We start from the raw sequence: 19,340 nt of genomic DNA, 5'->3' as shown, positions 1-19,340 counted from the left end.
AAAAATTTCTAAGCCATGGTTTACCGCATTTTTTAGGAATATCTTTTCTCAAGAGGAAGTATTAAGCGTGTTGAGAGTAATAGTCCTCTTCCATTTTTTGCATCCGTTCACGTTCTTTTTGGTTATACCAAGGAGAAACAGTGAAAGCAAGTACATCATTCAATAAGTATACAGAACTATTGACGAACATTGCTAGACTTGCAGAACCATGGGTAAAAGAGATATACCATAGAACCATTTGAGCTAATCCAGAAGCCAACCACCAATAGTATTGATTGTTGTAACGTAAGAAGCTAATGACACCAGCGGATAAACTGATTGAAAAAGCAATTGCATCCACCCAAGGGCGTGGATCATCTGTGTATGTGCCAATCAAGAAACCAGAAACGAAATAAACGATGATGGTAGCGATGATTGCGATGAACCAAATTTTTCCTGTAAATTTCCGGATTTTTGATGCCATGTTATGATTCCATTCTTTACTTAGTAATACTGGGATGTCTAAAGTAATCATATAGGCTATCTGTTCGCCGATGCTTAAGTAATTTTTAGCGGAAAACCCGACAATAATAAAGCAAATCGCAGATAATATACCTAAAATACCATTAACAGATTTGGCTGCATTGATCGATAAAATACACAATACACCAAGATTTGTTCCAATAAAGGCAACAATGGATAGCCAAGTGATTGGTCTGTTGACTAGTGTCATGGTTTGACAACCAAGACTAAAAAAGAATAAATAATAATTTTGTTGTGGCCAGCCCTTTAACTGATGTGCTAAAAAACGAAAATATGATTTCATCTATATAAAACTCCTTTAGACACTAAATGTAGTGTTTGTTAATTTTTACAAGACAACCTATTGTATTCTTTTCTAAAAAAAAATCTAGTCTTTCAATTAAAAATAATCTGTGTTATGATTACGATTGCTTGTTTTCTTGAGAATATCAAGAACTTTACATTTAAAGAATGAAAAGACGAGGTCGGGACAGAAGTAGTTGCTTCTGCTTCCGCCGTTTTTTTGTTTTCTGAGAACAAAACGAGTAAAATGAAAGAATAACCAGTGAAAAGGAGAAGTAGTATGGAGCTTTCTGTTATTCATCATGTAGCAATAATTGTATCGGATTATCAAAAATCACGTGATTTTTATGTTAATAAATTAGGTTTTGCTATTATTCGGGAAAATTATCGGCCGGAACGCAACGATCATAAATTGGATTTGAAACTTGGCGAAGCAGAACTGGAAATTTTTGGAATGGCCGATGCGCCAAAACGCCCCAACTATCCAGAAGCATGTGGATTGAGGCATTTAGCCTTTAAAGTAGAGAATATCGAACAGACAATCAAGGAACTCCATGAAAAAGGGATCGAAACCGAACCCATAAGAAAGGATACGTTTACTGGCAAGAAAATGACTTTTTTCTTTGATCCAGATGGCTTGCCATTAGAATTACATGAGTGATGTAACAAAAATGTCACTTTTTTTTTAACTCATTCGATTTTTCTTTCGAAAAAATCCTGTTATCCTGAAAAAAAAGAAACAGGAGATAAGTGATGAAAAAAGTGATTTTTAGCTTAGCTATTATTGTAATTATCGGCATCACAGCGTCTTTAGGATTGTTGGATGCGACATTTAGCTATGATGATATCAGTGAACAGGATTATCGTATCTCATTGAAAAAGGCAACAACGATTTTTAAGGAGGAAGCGCATCAAGAAAAAGTAGATGCTATCCAATTTATTGCCAAAAAAGATGTAAAAAATCAAACAAATAACACCTTTGAATATCTATTCATCTATCAGGATCAAGTTGTAGTGATCGACCCAACAACGGGTAAAACAGAGATAAATCCAGTAGAAAAAACCGAAAAAAGTTCCTACGTTACCTTTGATATAGATGCAGTTTCTAGTGTTAAAACACCGCAAGCCGCGATGAAAGAAGCATTGAAGCAATGTGGGCAAAAAAGAGCGAAGGCAAAAGACTGGCAGCTTTTGATCAAAAATAGCAAGCTCTATTATGAAGTTGATTTGTTGGATAATGAACGGACACAACGGTTGTTGATTCAAGCGTAAAGAGAAGTGTTATCGCTTCTCTTTTTTTTGATATGAGAGTAAGCTATTTATGTGAAGGAATGAAAGGAAGTCGTTCAATTATGGAAAAAATGAAATGCCCAAATTGTGGAAAGAAATTTGCCTATGAAGAAGTCAATAATGTTGTCGAACATCAAGATAAAGAAATGCCTGTTGTTTGCCCGTATTGCCGTACAGAAGCTGCACGAATCGTTACACATGGCTATTTTGTGACACAAAAAATTGAAGATTATTTAAAATAACGACTTTGCTCTTTATTTTTCAGTATGATAAAATGAAAAAAAGGAGAGAAATAAATGATACGTTTTGCAAAAAAAGAAGATGCGCACGAAATCGCACCACTTATTTTAGTTATTTTGAATGATATGGAACTGCCATTTTTACAAAAATATGGGACAACAAAGACCCTCGAAATCCTAGAGGAAGCAATCACTGATCCTACCTATCGTTATAGTTATACAAGAGGGATCGTCGAAGAATTAGATGGGAAAGTAGCTGGAGTTGCTTATGGGTATACAGATGCAGATGAACCATTTATTGACAAGCCGCTAGAAAAAATCCTCAAAAAACATGGGATCGAAGAGACAGAACAACTCTTTATCGATCAAGAAACATTTCCCAATGAATGGTACTTAGACTCAATCTCTGTTTCTGAGAAGTTTAGAGGACATGGCATTGGTTCTAAATTGCTTTCTGCTTTACCAAAATTAGCAGAAAAAGAAAAAAGAAAAGTGATTGGTCTGAGTGTTGATGAACAAAATCCCAAGGCAAAAAAATTATATGAGCGTCACGGGTTTAAAGTAGTCGGTCAACGAATAATTAGCGGACATTTATATGATCACATGCAGAAAACTCTTGATTAAAGCGTTTTTTTATATTTATATAGTTATTTTTTAATCATCTAATTGAGAATGGAACGATTATCATATAATAAGTTTTTGAGCGGAAAAAGACAGTTTCCGCTCTTTTTTTATGTAAATATACTGAAAACAGCTGTTGAATTTTTTATTTTATTTATTATAAATCCCTATTTTATAGCCATTGACACCATATTTTAATAGTTAAAGAATTTATGAAAATTGTTTCTTTTTCATTTCAAAAATTTTGGATAACAGGAAATGTTTGCTTGTAGGAAGCAATCAACATGCAAAATAATAAAAAAAATTCAGATATTAGCAGTTTTTTTATGGCTCATGAAGAAAAGAAGAAACACTTAACTTTTAACTATACGCAAAAAAAAGCGTGGAAGAAATACTTTCCACGCTTTAAATATACAAAAAAACGATAGGATCAACTCCTGTGGAAAACAGGCTGGAATCCATAAAATTTGAAAAGCAATTTCTGTGAATCCTTTTTTCCTCGGGATGAAATACTTCTGTTTTGACCTCATGCGGTTATTAGTTCAATTTCTTAACAGAGCTTCTTTGGATCAAAGTGGGTTTATATAAATAGCTATCCGAGGTTGTTTCTTGGGAGATACCTTGGATCTGCTCCCATAATAAAGAAGCTGCTTTCAATGCGATCTTTTCGATTGGTTGTGCCAACGTCGTGATCTCAGGATCGAATAAACGTGCAAAGGAAACATCATCGATTCCAACAAGAGAAAAGTCATCTGGAATTTTTTTCTTTTCACGTTTGCTCCAAAATAGTGATTCTTCCAGTAACATATCATTACCCATGATCAACGCAGTAGGCTTGGGTGTATATTGGAATAGCTGATCGAGTCTATCTGCTAATTCCTCTAACTCGCAACAAACCACAAATTCATCTGGTCGAGTCAGTTTGTTTTTGACCAAAGTTTCCTCATAGCCTTCAATCCGTTCGATACGAGTAGTGATTCGATCTTTCACAGGAAAAGTAAACAGTGCAATTTTGGCATGCCCTTGATCGATCAACAGCTGAGTAGCCATGGCGCCCGCCAGTTTATTATCTAATAGAACACTGGGGACATCGACCCCAGATAATTGCCGATCGAGAAAAACTAAGGGAATTCTTTGTTCAGCTAATTTTTGATAATACTCTTTATTTTGTGATGTTGGAAAGACTAAGATCCCATCTACTTGCCGAGCTAAGAATGATTCTACTAGGCTTTTTTCTTTTTGGGAATCATCTTCGCTACTTGCAATGATGACAGAATACCCTTCTTTTTGAAAAAACTCTTCAATCGATCCAATCAAATTAAGAGAAAAACGAGAATGTAAAGTTGCACAAATCAATGCAACGATCTTTGTATTTTTTTGTTTCAAACTTTTGGCAATTTGATTTGGACGGTAATTGAGTTCCGCAATAGCTTCTTCGATTTTTTTACGAGTCGTTTCACTCATATATGAAAAACGACCATTTAAAAATTGAGAAACTGTACTTTTGGATACTCCAGCCAAAGTAGCGACATCTTTTATCGTTGCTTTCATAGGTTCCTCCAGAAATAAATAGTTATAGACAGTTTAACACAAGGATTTTGGTGTAACTATAAGGGTAGGTAGCAGGTTATTTCGGTACTAGGTCTATTCTTAACCATTGTCTTCTGTGAAATAGAGAAGAAATCAGAAAAAAGATAGGACCTTTAACTGATCGTTGTCTAATGATTTTTACATAATTTCGTTCAAAAATCGAAACGATAAGAAAGAGGCGTATCTTTTCCATTATTCTTGCGATAGAGCCAGTAATCTAATACAGCAGCGATACAGATACAGATTGGTGCATCTTCTTCGATTGGAATATCAAGAACATAATAATCGCCTGTAAAAAGTGTTGCTTTATCCATTTTCATGATTCGCTGATTAAAATGATGGATTTCATACTGATGGTTGTAAATATCTCCTTGTACAGTCCAATGCAAGCGGCGAATGTAATAAAAATCACCCGGCCAATTAAAAATTTTTTGCATCGTACCAACTTTTTCAAACTCTTTATAGATTTCAAACCGATTCCCAAAAGTAAGACTGATTTGTTTGATATGAGCGACAAGATTTCCGTTCATTGCATAAAGAGACAAAGCATCACCTTTGGTTCCCCAACGTCCGACCATCAAAAAAAGCGATTTTCCTGCTTCATTTTTGACTACAGTACGCATGGCACGGCTAAGCTGCTTTTCTTGAATGAAAAATTCTGACATCCTTATCCCTCTTTTCTCGGAAATTATAGGTTTTCTGATATAGCTCTTAAAATCGCTTTGCCGACTCCTGCTTCAAGGTTCGTGTCTGTGATATATTTGGCATATTCTTTCACTTCGATCTCAGCATTTCCCATTGCAAAACTAACACCAGCAGTTTGCAGCATACTGACATCGTTGAAATTATCGCCGATCGTCATCACGTCTTCTAATGGTATTCCTCTTTCATGTGCGACATGTGCCACCGCGATCCCTTTTTGGGCATTTTTATGATTGACTTCAATATTGTTTTGACCAGAGGAGGTCACCGCAAGATCACCAAGCTGGCTGATTTCTTTACCAACAGGTCCTAAAACTTGTGGGCCTTCTGTATGGAAACAGATGATTTTCAATACTTCTAATTTTTCATCTGCAAGTAAGTCGCGGATACTGTCTACATAATTGATATGCAATAATTCAAGATTAGCCGAAGCCATCGCAATGGCCATTTTATACGTTAAATGGGGGAGATGAGACGCCACCATTGAAGCAAAGCTTTCAATTCTTTTTGCCTGGTTTTCCGAATAAAGTCCTTGGTTGGTCGAGACTTCATAGTAGATACCGTTTGCATCTAAAATATCCAAAACAGTAGTTGCTTGTAGGGTTGGTATTGGAACAGTAAACAATGAGTGTCCGTCCTTATCAAATACTTGTGCGCCATTCAGTGTGATCATGGCACAATCAATACCCGCTTCATCTAAGGCAGCACGAGCTTCTTGGAAGTTGCGACCCGTTGCAACCATAAATTCGATACCTGCTTCGTTTGCAAAGCGGATTGCTTCAGCGTTTTCCTCTGAAATACTCATATGCGCGTCTAATAATGTACCATCCATATCTGATGCAATTAATTTGATCATAAGTCGAATCTTTCCTTTCTGCTTCTTGTACTTAGTTTACCATATTAGGGGGCAACTGAGGGCGAAGATTACCACTTGTTAAGAAAGAATTTGTGGGTTATCCTGAGTGTTGGAGGTGAAGTATTTTGAAAGAAATCATTCATAATAGTTGGCAAGATGTTCTGGCAGATGAATTTGAAAAGCCGTATTATCACTCTTTAAGAGACTTTCTAAAAAAGGAATATAGGACACAAAAAATCCATCCAGATATGTATCATATCTTTGAAGCACTGGAATTGACTCCTTATGAAAAGGTAAAGGTAGTTATTTTAGGACAAGATCCGTATCATGGGGCCAACCAAGCACATGGTTTGTCTTTTTCGGTACAGCCAGGTGTGAAAATCCCACCATCATTAAATAATATCTATAAAGAGCTACAGAGTGATCTAGGTATCAAACCTGTAAATCATGGAAATTTAGTTTCATGGGCCAAACAAGGTGTCTTATTGTTGAATACAGTTTTAACCGTTAGAGAAGGGCGAGCCTATTCTCATAGAGGACAAGGGTGGGAGAGACTAACGGATACGATCATTGAGAAGTTAAATGAACGAGAACAACCAGTCGTATTTATTTTATGGGGTAAACCTGCTCAGGAAAAAATGAAGATGATCGATAAAAGTAAACATATCATTCTTACTTCTTCCCATCCAAGCCCCTTATCCGCACATCGTGGGTTTTTAGGTTCAAAACCTTTCTCAAAAACAAATGATGCTTTGTTGGCACTTGGGGAACAACCGATCGATTGGCAACTACCTGAAACAGTGTAATAAAACAGCGCTTTCCTGTTATAGCCCAGTTTTTATGTTATGTGAAATTCTTCATTTTTATTGTGTTTTTGACTGATACAGATAAAATAAACTGTTCTTTTTTTTCTGAATAGTGTATGATGAATACATAAAAAATATCTGGAGGTCATCTTGTGGAATTGTTTGATAGTTTGAGATTCAAAATCGTACGTCGGAGTATTAAAATCGTTTTCCCTGAAGCAACAGATGCAAGAATTTTAGGAGCAGCTGCTCGTCTGAAAGCAGAAGAATTGGTTGAACCTATTTTGATTGGTAGTGAAGAAGAAATTAAAGATGCAGCCCATGCACGTGGTATCAAGACATCTAGTTTTACGATCATTGATCCGAATAATTACGAAAAGTGGGATGAAATGGTTGCAGCTTTTGTTGAACGTAGAAATGGAAAGGCATCCAAAGAACAAGCAGAGAGCATCTTGAAAGATGTCAACTACTTTGGAACGATGCTGACTTATATGGGCGTTGCTGATGGCATGGTATCCGGTGCGATCCATTCAACAGGTGATACAGTTCGCCCAGCTTTACAGATCATCAAGACAAAACCTGGAGTAAGCCGTACAAGTGGCGCAATGATCATGGTACGTGGGCGCGACCAAGAGAAATATGTTTTCTCTGATTGTGCAATCAATGTAAACCCGAATGCGCAAGAATTAGCAGAAATCGCAGTAGAATCTGCTAAAACAGCAGAATTATTCGATATCGATCCAAAAGTTGCGCTTATGAGTTTTTCAACGAAGGGTTCTGCAAAAGCCCCAGAAGTAGATAAAGTAGTGGAAGCAACAAAAATTGCGAAAAAATTAGCACCACAATATACGATTGATGGTGAGCTTCAATTCGATGCTTCTTATGTGCCTGGTGTAGCTCAACTGAAAGCGCCTAATTCAGAAGTAGCTGGACAAGCAACTGTCTTTGTATTCCCTGAGTTGCAATCTGGGAATATTGGCTACAAAATTGCTCAACGTTTTGGTAATTTTGAAGCAATCGGACCTATTTTACAAGGTCTGAACAAACCAGTTTCTGATTTGTCTCGTGGAGCCAATGAAGAAGATGTATACAAACTAGCAATCATCACTGCAGCTCAAACATTGCTTGACTAAGAGTGATAGTTCGTTTATTCATCTATTAAAATAGGTAAAATGATAAGTGAAACATTTATGAATAGCTAGTTAAGAAAAGGTTTATTGTTAGTTGAGATATTGGTTATTGGATAGTAGAGAGTTGGGACGAATGTTCCAACCTCTTTTTTTACTTTAAAAATTTTGCTGTACACGATATACTGACAAAAAAGCAGACTAAGGGAGTAATTTAGGAAATGATTGAATTGAATGGATTAGAACAGACAGAAAAATTTGCTGGAGTGATCGGGAAAGTTGCGATGGCCGGGGATAATTTAGTATTAACTGGAGATTTAGGCGCAGGTAAAACGACTTTGACAAAAGGAATTGCGCAAGGTCTAGGAATTGACCAAATGATCAAAAGTCCAACGTATACGATCATTCGTGAATACAATCAGGGAAGACTTCCTTTGTACCATATGGATATTTATCGTGTAGCAGCTAGTGGTGCTGATCTTGGCTTAGATGAGTATTTTGAAGGGGAAGGTTTATCCGTAGTCGAGTGGGGCAATCTATTAGAGGAAGCTTTGCCTGAAGATTACTTGGAACTGGTTTTAGAAAAAAGTGATACAGATTTAGAAAAACGCTATGTGAAATTGCACGCATACGGTAAGCAGGGATCAGATTTTAAAGAGCGGATCATGGAGCAGTGGGGGAAAATGAATGACTGAAGAAATCGCATTGATCATCCGAGAAGCAGTTCCAGAAGATGCGCAAAATGTGTTGGCATTGATGCAAAAGGTGGGGCAAGAAACAGATTTTCTAGTCATGGATGAAAAAGGGTCAAGTCTAACACCAGCAGCCTTAGCTATTGAAATCGACTACCTCAGAGACAGTATAAATAATCTACTGCTTGTAGCCATTCTAGATGAAACAATCGTTGGAACGATTTCTGTTAGAGCAGCGGAACAATATCGGATTTCCCATGTCGGTGAAATAGGGATAAGTATTTTGAAGGAGTATTGGGGAATGGGACTAGGAACGATGATGCTTGAGGAAGTTTTATTTTGGGCGAAAGAAAATGGTGTCCTTTTCAGACTAGAATTAGATGTCCAGACACGAAATGAGCGGGCAGTCCATCTTTATAAGAAATTAGGCTTTCAAATCGAAGCTACAATGAAAAGAGGAGCAAGGAAAGATAACGGAGAATTTCTCGATGTTTATCGAATGAGCTTACTGATTTAGTCTGGGATAGATAGGGCTATTGAAAAGCCAAGCGAATTTTAGGCTTGATGCAGCCCAGCCTTTTCACAACCTTACTCTCAGTGTTCAAAGAGCTGACCTTCGGCAATAAGTCAAAAAATCTCAAAACATGGAAAGCTGTTTCGAGATTTTCTTCCTTATTGCTCAGGTCAAAGCGTTCTTTTCACAACCTTATTCACGGTGTTCAAAGAGCTGACCTTCGGCAATAAGTCAAAAAATCTCAAAACATGGAAAGCTGTTTCGAGATTTTCCTTCTTATTGCTCAGGTCAAAGCGCTCTTTTCACAACCTTATTCACGGTGTTCAAGAAGCAACTCCTCAGCAATAAGCGCTAGATTTCCAAAATATGAGAAGCTATTTTAGAAATCTAGTTCTTATTTGCTCGGAGCTGGACGCTTCTTTCACAACCTTATTTCAAAGTAACCAATTTCTTCAATGGGTCTGTTCCAAAGTGTTTTTCTTGGTAGAGTAAGATTTCTGCACAGGCACGGCTGTCTTCTAGCGCATCGTGGTGGTTGTTTAGAGTAATGTTTAAATTCTCACACACTGTATTCAATCGATGATTGGGCATTTCTGGGAATAAGCGACGGCTGGTTTTTACTGTACATAACGATAAATAATTAGGTTGTGCTAATCCATAGTAATCTAAACAACCAGCTAAAATTTTTGTATCAAAAGCGGCATTATGCGCCACGACTAAACGGTTCTGTTGGAAATATTTTTGGATTCCTTGCCAGACATCAGGAAACTTGGGCGCATTTCTGACATCTTCCTGGTGGATACCATGGATCTGGACGTTTCGCCAGAAGAATGGTGTTTCTGGTTGGATCAACGTATAATACTCATCGACGATCTGACTGTTTTGAACCATCACTAAGGCTAAAGAACAAGCACTGTGAGCTTGATGATTCGCTGTTTCAAAGTCCATTGCGACAAAATTCATATTCATAAAACCTCCTTAAAATAGCAAGACTAACATATATAATCAATAAATGAAATGGTTAGTTGAAAGTATGTAGGAATGATCGAAAATAAGATAAAAAACGGTCTTTTCCTAAGTACAAAGATGAAAGATCAGTAGACTAAATTCTCCCAGAAAACAGTTCGCTAGAGAGACTAGCATTTTGCTGTTTTTTGAGAGAACTTATTTTAACAAGGGCTCAAGTTAAATCTAATTCAACTGGGCAATGGTCGCTCCCCATGATCGTTGTGTGGATTTTTGCATCTGCTAAACGTGGTGTGAGATCATCACTTGTCAAAAAGTAATCGATGCGCCACCCGGCATTATTTTTTCTGGCATTGAAGCGATAACTCCACCATGAATAAACGCCTTCCTGATCAGGATAGAAGTGTCGGAAGGTATCAACGAATCCATTCGCTAATAGATGAGAGAATGCTTCACGTTCTTCCATCGTGAATCCAGCATTTTTTTGATTGGTTTTCCAATTTTTCAAATCAATATTCTTATGGGCAACATTCAGATCCCCGCAGATGATTACAGGTTTTTGTTTTTTCAATTCTTCTAAATAAAGATAAAATGCTTTTTCCCATTCTAGACGATAGTCTAAACGTTTCAATTCACTTTGAGAATTAGGCGTGTAGCAAGTAACCAAGAAAAATTCAGGATATTCTAAAGTGATCAACCGGCCTTCTTGATCGTGAACATCGATACCCATACCATATGAAACATTCAAAGCAGGTTCTTTGGCAAAAATTGCAGTACCAGAGTATCCCTTTTTTTCAGCATAGTTCCAGTATTGATGATAACCTGGTAGATCTAATTCAATTTGTCCAGCTTGCAATTTTGTTTCTTGCAAGCAGAAAAAATCTGCATCTAATTCATTAAAGACTTCAAGAAAATTTTTATTGACGATAGCTCGAAGTCCATTAACATTCCATGAGATAAATTTCAAATCAATACGCTCCTTTACTTTTATCTTGTGGCTCTATTGTACCTCATTTTCTTTAAAAATAGTGTAAGATAAGAGTAACTAAATTTTGGCTGGAGGAAAAGAAAATGAATATTGGAGTAGTCGGTGTAGGAAATATCGCAGAGAAAGCATATCTACCAACTTATGCAAAAAATCAGGGTGAAATCGATTTTTATTTTGCTACTAGAAATAAAGAAACCAAAAAAAGAATCCATGATCGATATGGATTTGAACATCTTTATGACACGATCGATGAATTGATTGAGCATAATATTGAAGCTTGCATGATCCATGCAGCGACAAGTGTCCATTATGAACTGGCAAAAAAATGTCTTGAAAACAAAATCCATGTCTACATCGACAAACCTTTGAGTGTCAATTTGGAAGAAGTGCAGGAATTACAAAAGTTAGCAGAAAAAAACAAAGTGATTTTGATGGTGGGCTTCAACCGCCGTTTCGCACCGATGGTAGAAAAACTGAAAGCAATCCCTGATAAAAGGATCATCCAATTACAGAAAAATCGCATAGCCGCTCAAGAGACAACAGAATATGTCATTTATGATTTATTTTTGCACTTAGTTGATACTGCTGTTTATTTGTTGGATGAACCCGTCGTGCAAATGAAGTGCCAGATCAAAGAAACACAAGAATTTTTGGATCATGCGATTTTACAGTTAGAAACAGCAAACCAAACAGCTATTTTGGTCATGGATCTAGTTAGTGGTGCAAATACGGAACGCTACCAAGTGACTAGTCCTAGTGGTACGTATGAAGTCAATGATTTAACAGAGATGGTCATCCAGACAGCGAATGGCGTGGAACTAGAAAAATTTGGTGATTGGGAAAATACGTTGGTCAAACGTGGGTTTGAGCCCATGGTCCAGTCATTTTTTGCACAAATAAAAACAGGTGCAATAAGAAGCGAAGGGTTACGGCAAGAAAACATCTACCAAAGTCATGCTTTTTGTGAAGAAATGTTACGGAAACAAATCAGACACCAGATGTGAGGTAGACTGGTAAGTTTGTTTTAAGCGTGATAAAATGATGAGGACGTTTGAAAAGAAAGGAAAATCCTCAGTGAATAAAGAAGACTTAGTTAAAAACTTACCAGAGATTGATCTGTTGTTTGATGAACCGTTGATGAATTATACCTTTACAAAAACAGGTGGACCAGCGGATGTGCTTGTTTTTCCGAAAACAAAAAATGAAGTAAAAGAAGTTGTTGATTATTGCAGAATCCACGATTTACCTTGGTTGGTGCTAGGTAATGCCAGTAATTTGATCGTTCAAGATGGTGGAATTCGCGGTGTAGTCTTGATGCTGACGGAAATGAAGGCAATACGAGTGGAAGGTTCAATGGTCGTTGCAGAAGCAGGGGCCAAATTGATCGATACGACATATGCAGCGCTTGATGCTTCTTTAACAGGGTTTGAATTTGCTTGTGGGATACCAGGAAGCATTGGCGGAGCCGTTTACATGAATGCAGGTGCTTATGGTGGCGAAATCAAAGATGTCTTTGCAGAAGTAGATGTCTTGTTGGCTGATGGTTCCATGAAAACATTGTCGAGTGAAGAGATGGCCTTTTCTTATCGTCATAGCGCTATCCAAGAGTTGAATGGGATCGTCTTAGAAGCAAGATTTCAATTGACAGCTGGTGATTTTGAAACGATCAAAGGCCGAATGGTGGAGTTGACAGAATTGCGTCAATCAAAACAGCCGTTAGAATATCCATCTTGTGGCAGTGTGTTCAAGCGTCCAGTAGGGCATTATACCGGACAATTGATCCAACAAGCTGGTTTGCAAGGATTAAAATGGGGCGGCGCTCAAATTTCTGAGAAACATGCAGGGTTTATTGTCAATATCGATCATGCCACAGCTACTGATTATACTGAGTTGATTGCGCATATCCAAGAAGTGATCAAGGAAAAATTCGATGTGACTTTGGAAACAGAAGTACGCATCATTGGTGAAAAAAAGAGTATAACAACACGCGGGTAATTATAAGTAAGAGCAGCTAGTAATCAAAGTTGCTCTTTTTTATTACAAAAAAGAAGAAACGAATGACAAATGAAAGGGAGTGAAGGGATGTTAGACAAACAAGTACCTTACGCAGAAATTTGGATGGTCCGTTCTATCGATACAGAAGTACCTTCTGTTCCATTAGCAGACGGATATCATTTTGAGTATTATCAGCCAGGAGATGAAAGCGATTGGGTAAGAATCGAATGTGCAGTCGGAGAGTTTGAGAATGAGAAAGAGGGTCATATTTATTTTCAACGTTCATTTGCGCCATATCCGGAAGAGCTTAAGAAGCGAATGTTGTTCGTTGTGAATGATCTGGGAGAGAAAGTTGGGACTTGTACCGCATGGTTCAAAGAGCGTTTTGACGGAACTTACCCACTTTTCCACTGGTTGGCTGTTATCCCTGAGCATCAGGGGAAAGGGTTGGCAAAAGCTTTGACAGTAGAAATACTTACTCTTTTCCAAAAAGCAGAACTACAACGGCCTATTTACCTACATACGCAAACTTGGAGTCATCCAGCAATCAAGTTGTATCAAAAATTAGGATTTTCACTTCTTTCTGAAAATTTTGATGGTAGTGAGAATCCAGATTATCCATTAGCAATGGAAGTTTTGAGACGTCTAGAAAAGTAAAAAGGAATTATAATGAACGGAAATTATTTTGTGGAAGAAAAAAGGCTGGAAGAAAAATGTAATCTCAAGGAATGAGAAAAAGATGCAAGAAAATTATTTTTCCACTTTTCTCATAATATCGGCTGTTTTTTTCGAATAGTTTATAAATGTTTCTGTGATTTACTTCAACAAAGAGGGCAAGACAATTTCACTTTTATCTTACCCTCTTTGTGTAGTATTCAAAAATATGTGTAATCACTGATGTATCAAAGCACTTTGCGAGTGTATCACTTGGCTTTTCTAGGAATAAAGTTCCTGATAAAGGTGAATTTTCGATAATCATTACGACTGTAAAGATAGCCGAAGATACTAAAGGTCAAAGCGCCAATAAAATTGACAAATAGATCCTTCATCGTATCCATGATACCGATATCTAAATAGCCACCAGAAATGGTATATGTTTCAGATTTTCCATCATCGGTCTTATACTCAACCTCGGTTTTTTCAATATTGGGGATGGTGTGAACAGTATTTCCATCTTTACTGAGTTCTACGCTATTTATTTGTTGAACAAGTGTGTCCTTTTGCATATCTAATTGGAATAAATGATCGGCTGAGAATTCAACAAATTCCCAAGCGACACCAACGGTCATTGAAAAACAAAAAGAAACAATAGCAAGAAGCAAAGGGGTCAAATTCATTGTTTTTGTATTTTTGTTGAGTAAATAGACCAATGAAAAGCCTACTCCACCAGCTAAAAAGCCGCTTAATGCATGAAGAAATGTGTCCCACATAGAAAAATACCCATAAAAATCGCTCAATTCGCCTAAGACTGTCGAACTAAAAATAAAAGAAATTAAAATGATTTCTAACATATTAGGGATCTGGATCTTAAGTATTTTTTCTAAGAGATAAGGTATTTCAAATAAAACTAAAGTGAGTAATAACAGAAATGTATTGCCCATGTTTTGTTGGATCAATTGATCGACTAACATGATTGTGACGATGGCACGTAAGAGGATATAGATCCCGTGAGTGACTCTGCCAGCAGTTTTTGTACCATTCATAAAAAATCGTTTAATATAATTCATCATTTAACTCCTTCACGTATATTAGAGATTATACTAGTTATCAAGAACGAACCACAACTTTTTGAACTGGATACAGCAAATAATTAGTTGAAAGAGAGTCAAGTGACAAATTTTTTCGAAAGGAAAAACGAACGCAAAATGGTCGATAAGAAAGCTTTTTATTCACATTAATTGTTTTTTTAGCCTGATTATCAAGAAAGATTAAAAACATAGTTGATATTGTGAAAAATTTCACTTATTATAAGGGGGAAGAATTACTTTAGGAGGGAAAAAATGAAAAAAGTAGTAAAAAGTTTAGTGGTTTTGACATCCGTGTTGGCAATGGGAGCATGTAGCCCTGATAAAAAGGAAACCGCGACTTCATCAAGTACGAAAGCAACAGAGAAAACAGAAGCTACATCAGGGGCATCGGAACAATCCTATACAGACCCAACAGAAATGAAAAAAGCGTACGATATCGTTATCGTTGGTGCTGGTGGTGCGGGGATGTCGGCAGCAATCGAAGCGAAAGATGCTGGATTAAATCCTGTTATTTTTGAAAAAATGCCAGTTGCTGGTGGAAATACATCTAAATCATCAAGTGGTATGAATGCGTCAGAAACAAAATTCCAAAAAGAAAATGGAATCAATGATTCAAATGATGCTTTTTATGAAGAAACATTAAAGGGAGGCGGGGGAACAAATGACAAAGAACTTCTTCGTTATTTTGTTGATCACTCAGCCGATGCAATCAACTGGTTAGATCAAAATGATATCAAGTTAGATAATTTAACGATCACAGGTGGAATGAGTGAAAAAAGAACGCATCGCCCATCTGATGGCTCAGCAATCGGTGGCTACCTTGTTGAAGGATTACTAAAAAATGTCCATGAAAGAAACATTCCGATTTTTGTAAATACAGATGTCACTGACATCAAAGAAAACGATGGAAAAGTCAATGAAGTGATTGTCCAAGTCCAAGGGGAAAAACCTAAAGATATTACTGGTAAAGCCATTATCGTAACCACAGGCGGATTCGGTGCTAATGGAGAATTTATCAAAAAATATCGTCCTGATCTAGAGGGCTACGTTACCACCAACCAATCTGGCTCAACCGGTGACGGAATCACAATGATCGAAAAATTAGGCGGACAAACTGTTGATATGGATAAAATTCAGATCCATCCGACGGTTCAACAAGATGAAGGTGTCTTGATCGGAGAAGCGGTTCGTGGCGAAGGGGCAATCTTAGTCGATCAAACAGGAAAACGGTTTGTCAATGAGTTGGATACAAGAGATAAAGTATCTGCTGCTATCACAGCGTTACCAGAAAAATCGGCATATCTGATCTTTGATCAAGGTGTGAGAGACCGCGCGAAAGCAATTGATTTTTATGAGAAAAAAGGCTATGTGACTTCTGGAGAAAGTATCGAAGAATTAGCAGAAAAAATGAATCTTCCAAAAGAGGATTTGTCTCAGACGATAGAAACTTGGAATACAGCTGTTGCGGCGAAAAAGGATGAACAATTTGATCGGACAACAGCGATGGATCATGATCTGTCACAACCTAACTACTATGCAATCAAAATTGCTCCAGGAATCCATTACACGATGGGAGGAATAAAAATCAATACGAATACGGAAGTATTGAATAAAGAAGAACAACCAATCACAGGGTTATACGCTGCGGGTGAAGTAAACGGCGGACTACATGGAAATAACCGTATTGGCGGTAATTCAGTCGCTGAGATCATTATTTTCGGTCGTCAAGCTGGGATACAAGCAGCAAAATATGCAGCTGAAAATTGAGATAAAAGTTTTAACTTGCTCGTTGAGGAAGAGGAAATTTAAGTGCCTATATAAAGAATCAACTGTAAACGAACGAGCTAATTGATTTCTTTATTATTGCAAGATAGCAAGCCGTAAATCACGAATCTGGTTTTAGCCGTTTTTGTGATTTACGGCTTATTTTAATACCTTAATTCAGGATATGAAGAAAGCAGACTAGCACTAAACAAGTCGCTATGCTTCATCCGGTTCGAAAAATATGAAAGTTTAAAATTTATTGTTGAAAGTTCCTTTTGTCTAAAAAAAGTTTTTCGTTTTTTTAATAATTTCCTATCGGTTTACTAGAAAATTTTATATAATCAATTAAGAAAGCGTTTTCTTTTTTGTCGATGTTTTTTGCAAGGTAGTTTGACTTATAGAATAGGAGGGAAAAAATGAATAAAATGCAGCTTTATACGTTCCTTTTACTGACTGTAATGGGTACATTGGTTTTTTCTACAAAAGTATCAGCGCAAGTCCAGAGTGGTTCTCCCAAGATGATGGTCTATTATCGTGCTTGGCGAGATAAAGAAATGAAAGGCGTTAATACTAGTTTGACAGATGAAAATTGGTTATCGATGGAAGATATTCCTTATGGTATTGATATTGTGAATATTTTCAGTTACGTTCCTGAAGGACAAGAAGTTGCGGCGGCACCGTTTTTCAAAAAATTAAAAGAAAGCTACGTACCAACTCTTCATGCCCGTGGTGTGAAATTAACGAAAGCAATCGATTATTCTGTGCTATTGAAAATACCATATAGTGGTACTTTTCCGACGGAACAAGAATTTGACGCATATGCGAATCAACTATTAGATGAATATGTCCGTGCCTATGGTATAGATGGTTTAGATATTGATATGGAGACATTCCCTAGTCAAGCTGATATTGCTTTGTCTGATGGAGTGATTCGAGCATTAGCACGCTATATCGGACCATCAGCGAATAATAATACCGTTTTTGTTTACGACACGAATGGTTCAAATACAGGTCCATTACAAAATGTCGCCGAACATTTTACCTATTTAGGGTATCAGCAATATGGCTCTGATGCAGGTAGAACAGCAAAGGCAATCAATGACTATGAAAAATTGATTCCCAAAGAACGATTCATGCCTGGACTGTCTTTTCCTGAAGAACAAGATCATAATCGTTGGTATGATACAGGAGAACCTTACGAACAAAGTAATTTATACAAAGTAGCGAAGTATACGGCAGACAATCATCTCTACGGGCTGTTCCTTTACGCATTGGATCGGGATGGCCGTACGTACAATGAGCATGACTTGAATCATGTCATTCCTTCTAATTTTTTATGGACGAAGACAGCAATTCTAGAAGCGAAAGGCTTTACCTTGGAGCAAGCGAAAAAGATAGCGAACCACCACTGGAAGCGTATAGGGAACAACGATTTGAATCAAGCAGTTGTGGAAGAAAAGATCAACCAAGCAAAATCAATCTATGAAGTAAATAAAGTATTACTAGGATCAAGTGGACACTTTGGAACGGATGGGGTGAGTACTGAGTATGATCCAATTTACGAATGGTCATTGATGAATTGATCGATTGGCACTAAACAAAACCAGCAAGTAGCGACCTGATAGGTAACTGCTTGCTGGTTTTTGTATTTTTTTATGATTGAATCGTTAAAATGATTTTTCCAATGTTTTTATTGGCTTCCATATATTCATGTGCTTCTTTTACTTGTTCAAGAGGAAAAGTACTATCTATGATCGGCTTTACTTGACCATCTGCAAGATAAGGGCCTACATTGTCCATGAATTCTTGGGTCAATTGTGCTTTATAGGAATCGCTACGGGGAGTTAACAAAGTGCCTATCAGCTGCACCCGTTTTGAGATCAATATGCCCAAATCTATTTCTGGAACGATGGTGCCGCCTAGCATGCCAATCAAGACCCATCGGCCATCAACTGCGATCGAAGCGAGATTTTTTTGCCAATAAGAAGCACCAATAAAATCTAAAATGACATCCACGCCTCGACCGTTCGTTATTTTTTGAACTTCTTTTTCAAAGTCTTGAGTTTTATAGTTGATCAGTTCATCTGCGCCCAGTTCTTGACAAAAAGCAAGCTTTTCGGTTGAACCAGCGGTAACGATCACTTTTGCCTTCGACAATCGTTTAGCTAATTGAATGGCTGCTGTACCAACACCACTAGCGCCTGCATGGATCAATACGGTTTCATGTTCTTGCAGTTTTCCTAACCAATAAAGGGTCTGGTAAGCAGTAAGAAACACTTCGGAGATTCCAGCAGCAGCCACGTAATCTAAAGAGTCGGGAAGCAAAATTGCTCGATCAGCAGGCATGACAGCATATTCGGCATAGCCACCTAAATTAACTAAGCCGCAAACCCTTGCTCCAGGAGTGAATTTGCTGTCTTCACTCTTGTTCTCAATGACCTCACCTGCAACTTCTACGCCTAAAATGGGATAAGGCGGTTCTTGATCCGTTGATTCCCGGCGCATGATATCGGTCCGATTCACTGCTGCAGTGTGGACTTTGATCAAAAGCTGTCCTTTTTCAGGGCGTGGTTTGGGTGCATCGATTTCTTGAAGGACATCAACTGCTCCCGGTTGTTTGAACGTTATTGCCCGCATA

General features: G+C 37.5%; 21 protein-coding genes. 13 read left to right on the top strand and 8 right to left on the bottom strand.

Features of this window, described 5'->3' with window-relative positions:
• Window positions 1-61: 61 nt before the first annotated feature.
• The gene (gene pnuC, locus ED2_RS06405) at window positions 62-805 is read right to left on the bottom strand and encodes a nicotinamide riboside transporter PnuC (RefSeq protein WP_016177028.1); all 744 of its coding nucleotides are present in this window, start codon (window positions 803-805) and stop codon (window positions 62-64) included.
• 279 nt (window positions 806-1,084) lie between these two features.
• Between pnuC and gloA2 the strand changes: the two genes are divergently transcribed.
• From gloA2 to ED2_RS06385, 4 genes are all read left to right on the top strand, one after another.
• Window positions 1,085-1,465 carry an SMU1112c/YaeR family gloxylase I-like metalloprotein gene (gene gloA2 / locus ED2_RS06400; protein WP_005878026.1) on the top strand — a complete coding sequence of 127 codons (381 nt, stop codon included), beginning with the start codon at window positions 1,085-1,087 and terminating at the stop codon, window positions 1,463-1,465.
• A 92-nt stretch (window positions 1,466-1,557) separates the two neighbouring features.
• Complete coding sequence (locus ED2_RS06395) at window positions 1,558-2,076, top strand: hypothetical protein (protein ID WP_005878028.1); 519 nt, start codon at window positions 1,558-1,560, stop codon at window positions 2,074-2,076.
• Window positions 2,077-2,156: 80 nt separating this feature from the next.
• The gene (locus tag ED2_RS06390; RefSeq protein ID WP_005878029.1) at window positions 2,157-2,336 is read left to right on the top strand and encodes a hypothetical protein; all 180 of its coding nucleotides are present in this window, start codon (window positions 2,157-2,159) and stop codon (window positions 2,334-2,336) included.
• A gap of 54 nt (window positions 2,337-2,390) precedes the next feature.
• Entirely contained in the window at window positions 2,391-2,957 is a 567-nt protein-coding gene (locus ED2_RS06385) for a GNAT family N-acetyltransferase (RefSeq protein ID WP_016177029.1), read from the top strand.
• Between the two features lie 534 nt (window positions 2,958-3,491).
• On the opposite strand, the gene ED2_RS06380 is transcribed toward ED2_RS06385, so the two are convergent.
• The 3 genes from ED2_RS06380 to ED2_RS06370 all read right to left on the bottom strand — a co-directional run bounded on the left by ED2_RS06380 (window position 3,492) and on the right by ED2_RS06370 (window position 6,102).
• Window positions 3,492-4,505 (bottom strand): LacI family DNA-binding transcriptional regulator, encoded by a 1,014-nt coding sequence (locus tag ED2_RS06380; RefSeq protein ID WP_005878031.1) that lies wholly within the window; start codon window positions 4,503-4,505, stop codon window positions 3,492-3,494.
• 191 nt (window positions 4,506-4,696) lie between these two features.
• The gene (locus ED2_RS06375; protein WP_016177031.1) at window positions 4,697-5,209 is read right to left on the bottom strand and encodes an LURP-one-related/scramblase family protein; all 513 of its coding nucleotides are present in this window, start codon (window positions 5,207-5,209) and stop codon (window positions 4,697-4,699) included.
• A gap of 23 nt (window positions 5,210-5,232) precedes the next feature.
• Window positions 5,233-6,102 (bottom strand): Cof-type HAD-IIB family hydrolase, encoded by an 870-nt coding sequence (locus ED2_RS06370; RefSeq protein ID WP_005878033.1) that lies wholly within the window; start codon window positions 6,100-6,102, stop codon window positions 5,233-5,235.
• A 125-nt stretch (window positions 6,103-6,227) separates the two neighbouring features.
• Between ED2_RS06370 and ED2_RS06365 the strand changes: the two genes are divergently transcribed.
• From ED2_RS06365 to ED2_RS06350, 4 genes are all read left to right on the top strand, one after another.
• Window positions 6,228-6,908, top strand: a complete 681-nt coding sequence (locus ED2_RS06365; RefSeq protein ID WP_016177032.1) for a uracil-DNA glycosylase — start codon at window positions 6,228-6,230, stop codon at window positions 6,906-6,908.
• A gap of 152 nt (window positions 6,909-7,060) precedes the next feature.
• Window positions 7,061-8,041 carry a phosphate acetyltransferase gene (pta, locus tag ED2_RS06360; RefSeq protein WP_005878037.1) on the top strand — a complete coding sequence of 327 codons (981 nt, stop codon included), beginning with the start codon at window positions 7,061-7,063 and terminating at the stop codon, window positions 8,039-8,041.
• 215 nt (window positions 8,042-8,256) lie between these two features.
• Window positions 8,257-8,730 carry a tRNA (adenosine(37)-N6)-threonylcarbamoyltransferase complex ATPase subunit type 1 TsaE gene (tsaE, locus tag ED2_RS06355; RefSeq protein ID WP_016177033.1) on the top strand — a complete coding sequence of 158 codons (474 nt, stop codon included), beginning with the start codon at window positions 8,257-8,259 and terminating at the stop codon, window positions 8,728-8,730.
• Entirely contained in the window at window positions 8,723-9,244 is a 522-nt protein-coding gene (locus ED2_RS06350) for a GNAT family N-acetyltransferase (protein WP_005878041.1), read from the top strand. Before tsaE ends, ED2_RS06350 begins: the two co-directional genes overlap by 8 nt.
• 426 nt (window positions 9,245-9,670) lie before the next feature.
• On the opposite strand, the gene ED2_RS06345 is transcribed toward ED2_RS06350, so the two are convergent.
• Both ED2_RS06345 and ED2_RS06340 read right to left on the bottom strand, forming a co-directional pair.
• Window positions 9,671-10,204: a 3'-5' exonuclease gene (locus ED2_RS06345; RefSeq protein WP_016177034.1), complete on the bottom strand. Its 534-nt coding sequence runs from the start codon at window positions 10,202-10,204 to the stop codon at window positions 9,671-9,673.
• 217 nt (window positions 10,205-10,421) lie between these two features.
• A complete protein-coding gene (locus ED2_RS06340) occupies window positions 10,422-11,174 on the bottom strand; it encodes an exodeoxyribonuclease III (protein WP_016177035.1) in 753 nt (250 codons plus the stop codon).
• A gap of 104 nt (window positions 11,175-11,278) precedes the next feature.
• Between ED2_RS06340 and ED2_RS06335 the strand changes: the two genes are divergently transcribed.
• From ED2_RS06335 to ED2_RS06325, 3 genes are all read left to right on the top strand, one after another.
• The gene (locus ED2_RS06335; protein ID WP_016177036.1) at window positions 11,279-12,199 is read left to right on the top strand and encodes a Gfo/Idh/MocA family protein; all 921 of its coding nucleotides are present in this window, start codon (window positions 11,279-11,281) and stop codon (window positions 12,197-12,199) included.
• A gap of 70 nt (window positions 12,200-12,269) precedes the next feature.
• The gene (gene murB, locus ED2_RS06330; protein ID WP_016177037.1) at window positions 12,270-13,190 is read left to right on the top strand and encodes a UDP-N-acetylmuramate dehydrogenase; all 921 of its coding nucleotides are present in this window, start codon (window positions 12,270-12,272) and stop codon (window positions 13,188-13,190) included.
• Window positions 13,191-13,277: 87 nt separating this feature from the next.
• Entirely contained in the window at window positions 13,278-13,847 is a 570-nt protein-coding gene (locus ED2_RS06325) for a GNAT family N-acetyltransferase (protein ID WP_016177038.1), read from the top strand.
• A gap of 266 nt (window positions 13,848-14,113) precedes the next feature.
• Here the strand turns inward: ED2_RS06325 and ED2_RS06320 are convergent, their stop codons facing one another.
• Window positions 14,114-14,917: a DUF2238 domain-containing protein gene (locus ED2_RS06320; protein ID WP_005878052.1), complete on the bottom strand. Its 804-nt coding sequence runs from the start codon at window positions 14,915-14,917 to the stop codon at window positions 14,114-14,116.
• A 273-nt stretch (window positions 14,918-15,190) separates the two neighbouring features.
• Between ED2_RS06320 and ED2_RS06315 the strand changes: the two genes are divergently transcribed.
• Both ED2_RS06315 and ED2_RS06310 read left to right on the top strand, forming a co-directional pair.
• Entirely contained in the window at window positions 15,191-16,705 is a 1,515-nt protein-coding gene (locus tag ED2_RS06315; protein WP_060789726.1) for a flavocytochrome c, read from the top strand.
• 413 nt (window positions 16,706-17,118) lie between these two features.
• Complete coding sequence (locus tag ED2_RS06310; protein WP_016177040.1) at window positions 17,119-18,285, top strand: EndoS/ChiA family endoglycosidase; 1,167 nt, start codon at window positions 17,119-17,121, stop codon at window positions 18,283-18,285.
• A 70-nt stretch (window positions 18,286-18,355) separates the two neighbouring features.
• Here the strand turns inward: ED2_RS06310 and ED2_RS06305 are convergent, their stop codons facing one another.
• Window positions 18,356-19,339, bottom strand: a complete 984-nt coding sequence (locus ED2_RS06305; RefSeq protein WP_016177041.1) for an NAD(P)H-quinone oxidoreductase — start codon at window positions 19,337-19,339, stop codon at window positions 18,356-18,358.
• Window position 19,340: the final 1 nt, after the last annotated feature.

The organism is Enterococcus durans NBRC 100479 = LMG 10746, from assembly GCF_001544215.1.
Classification (GTDB): Bacteria; Bacillota; Bacilli; order Lactobacillales; family Enterococcaceae; genus Enterococcus_B; species Enterococcus_B durans.
The sequence above is the reverse complement of the archived record's forward strand: the minus strand, read 5'-3'. Positions and strand labels throughout refer to the sequence as shown.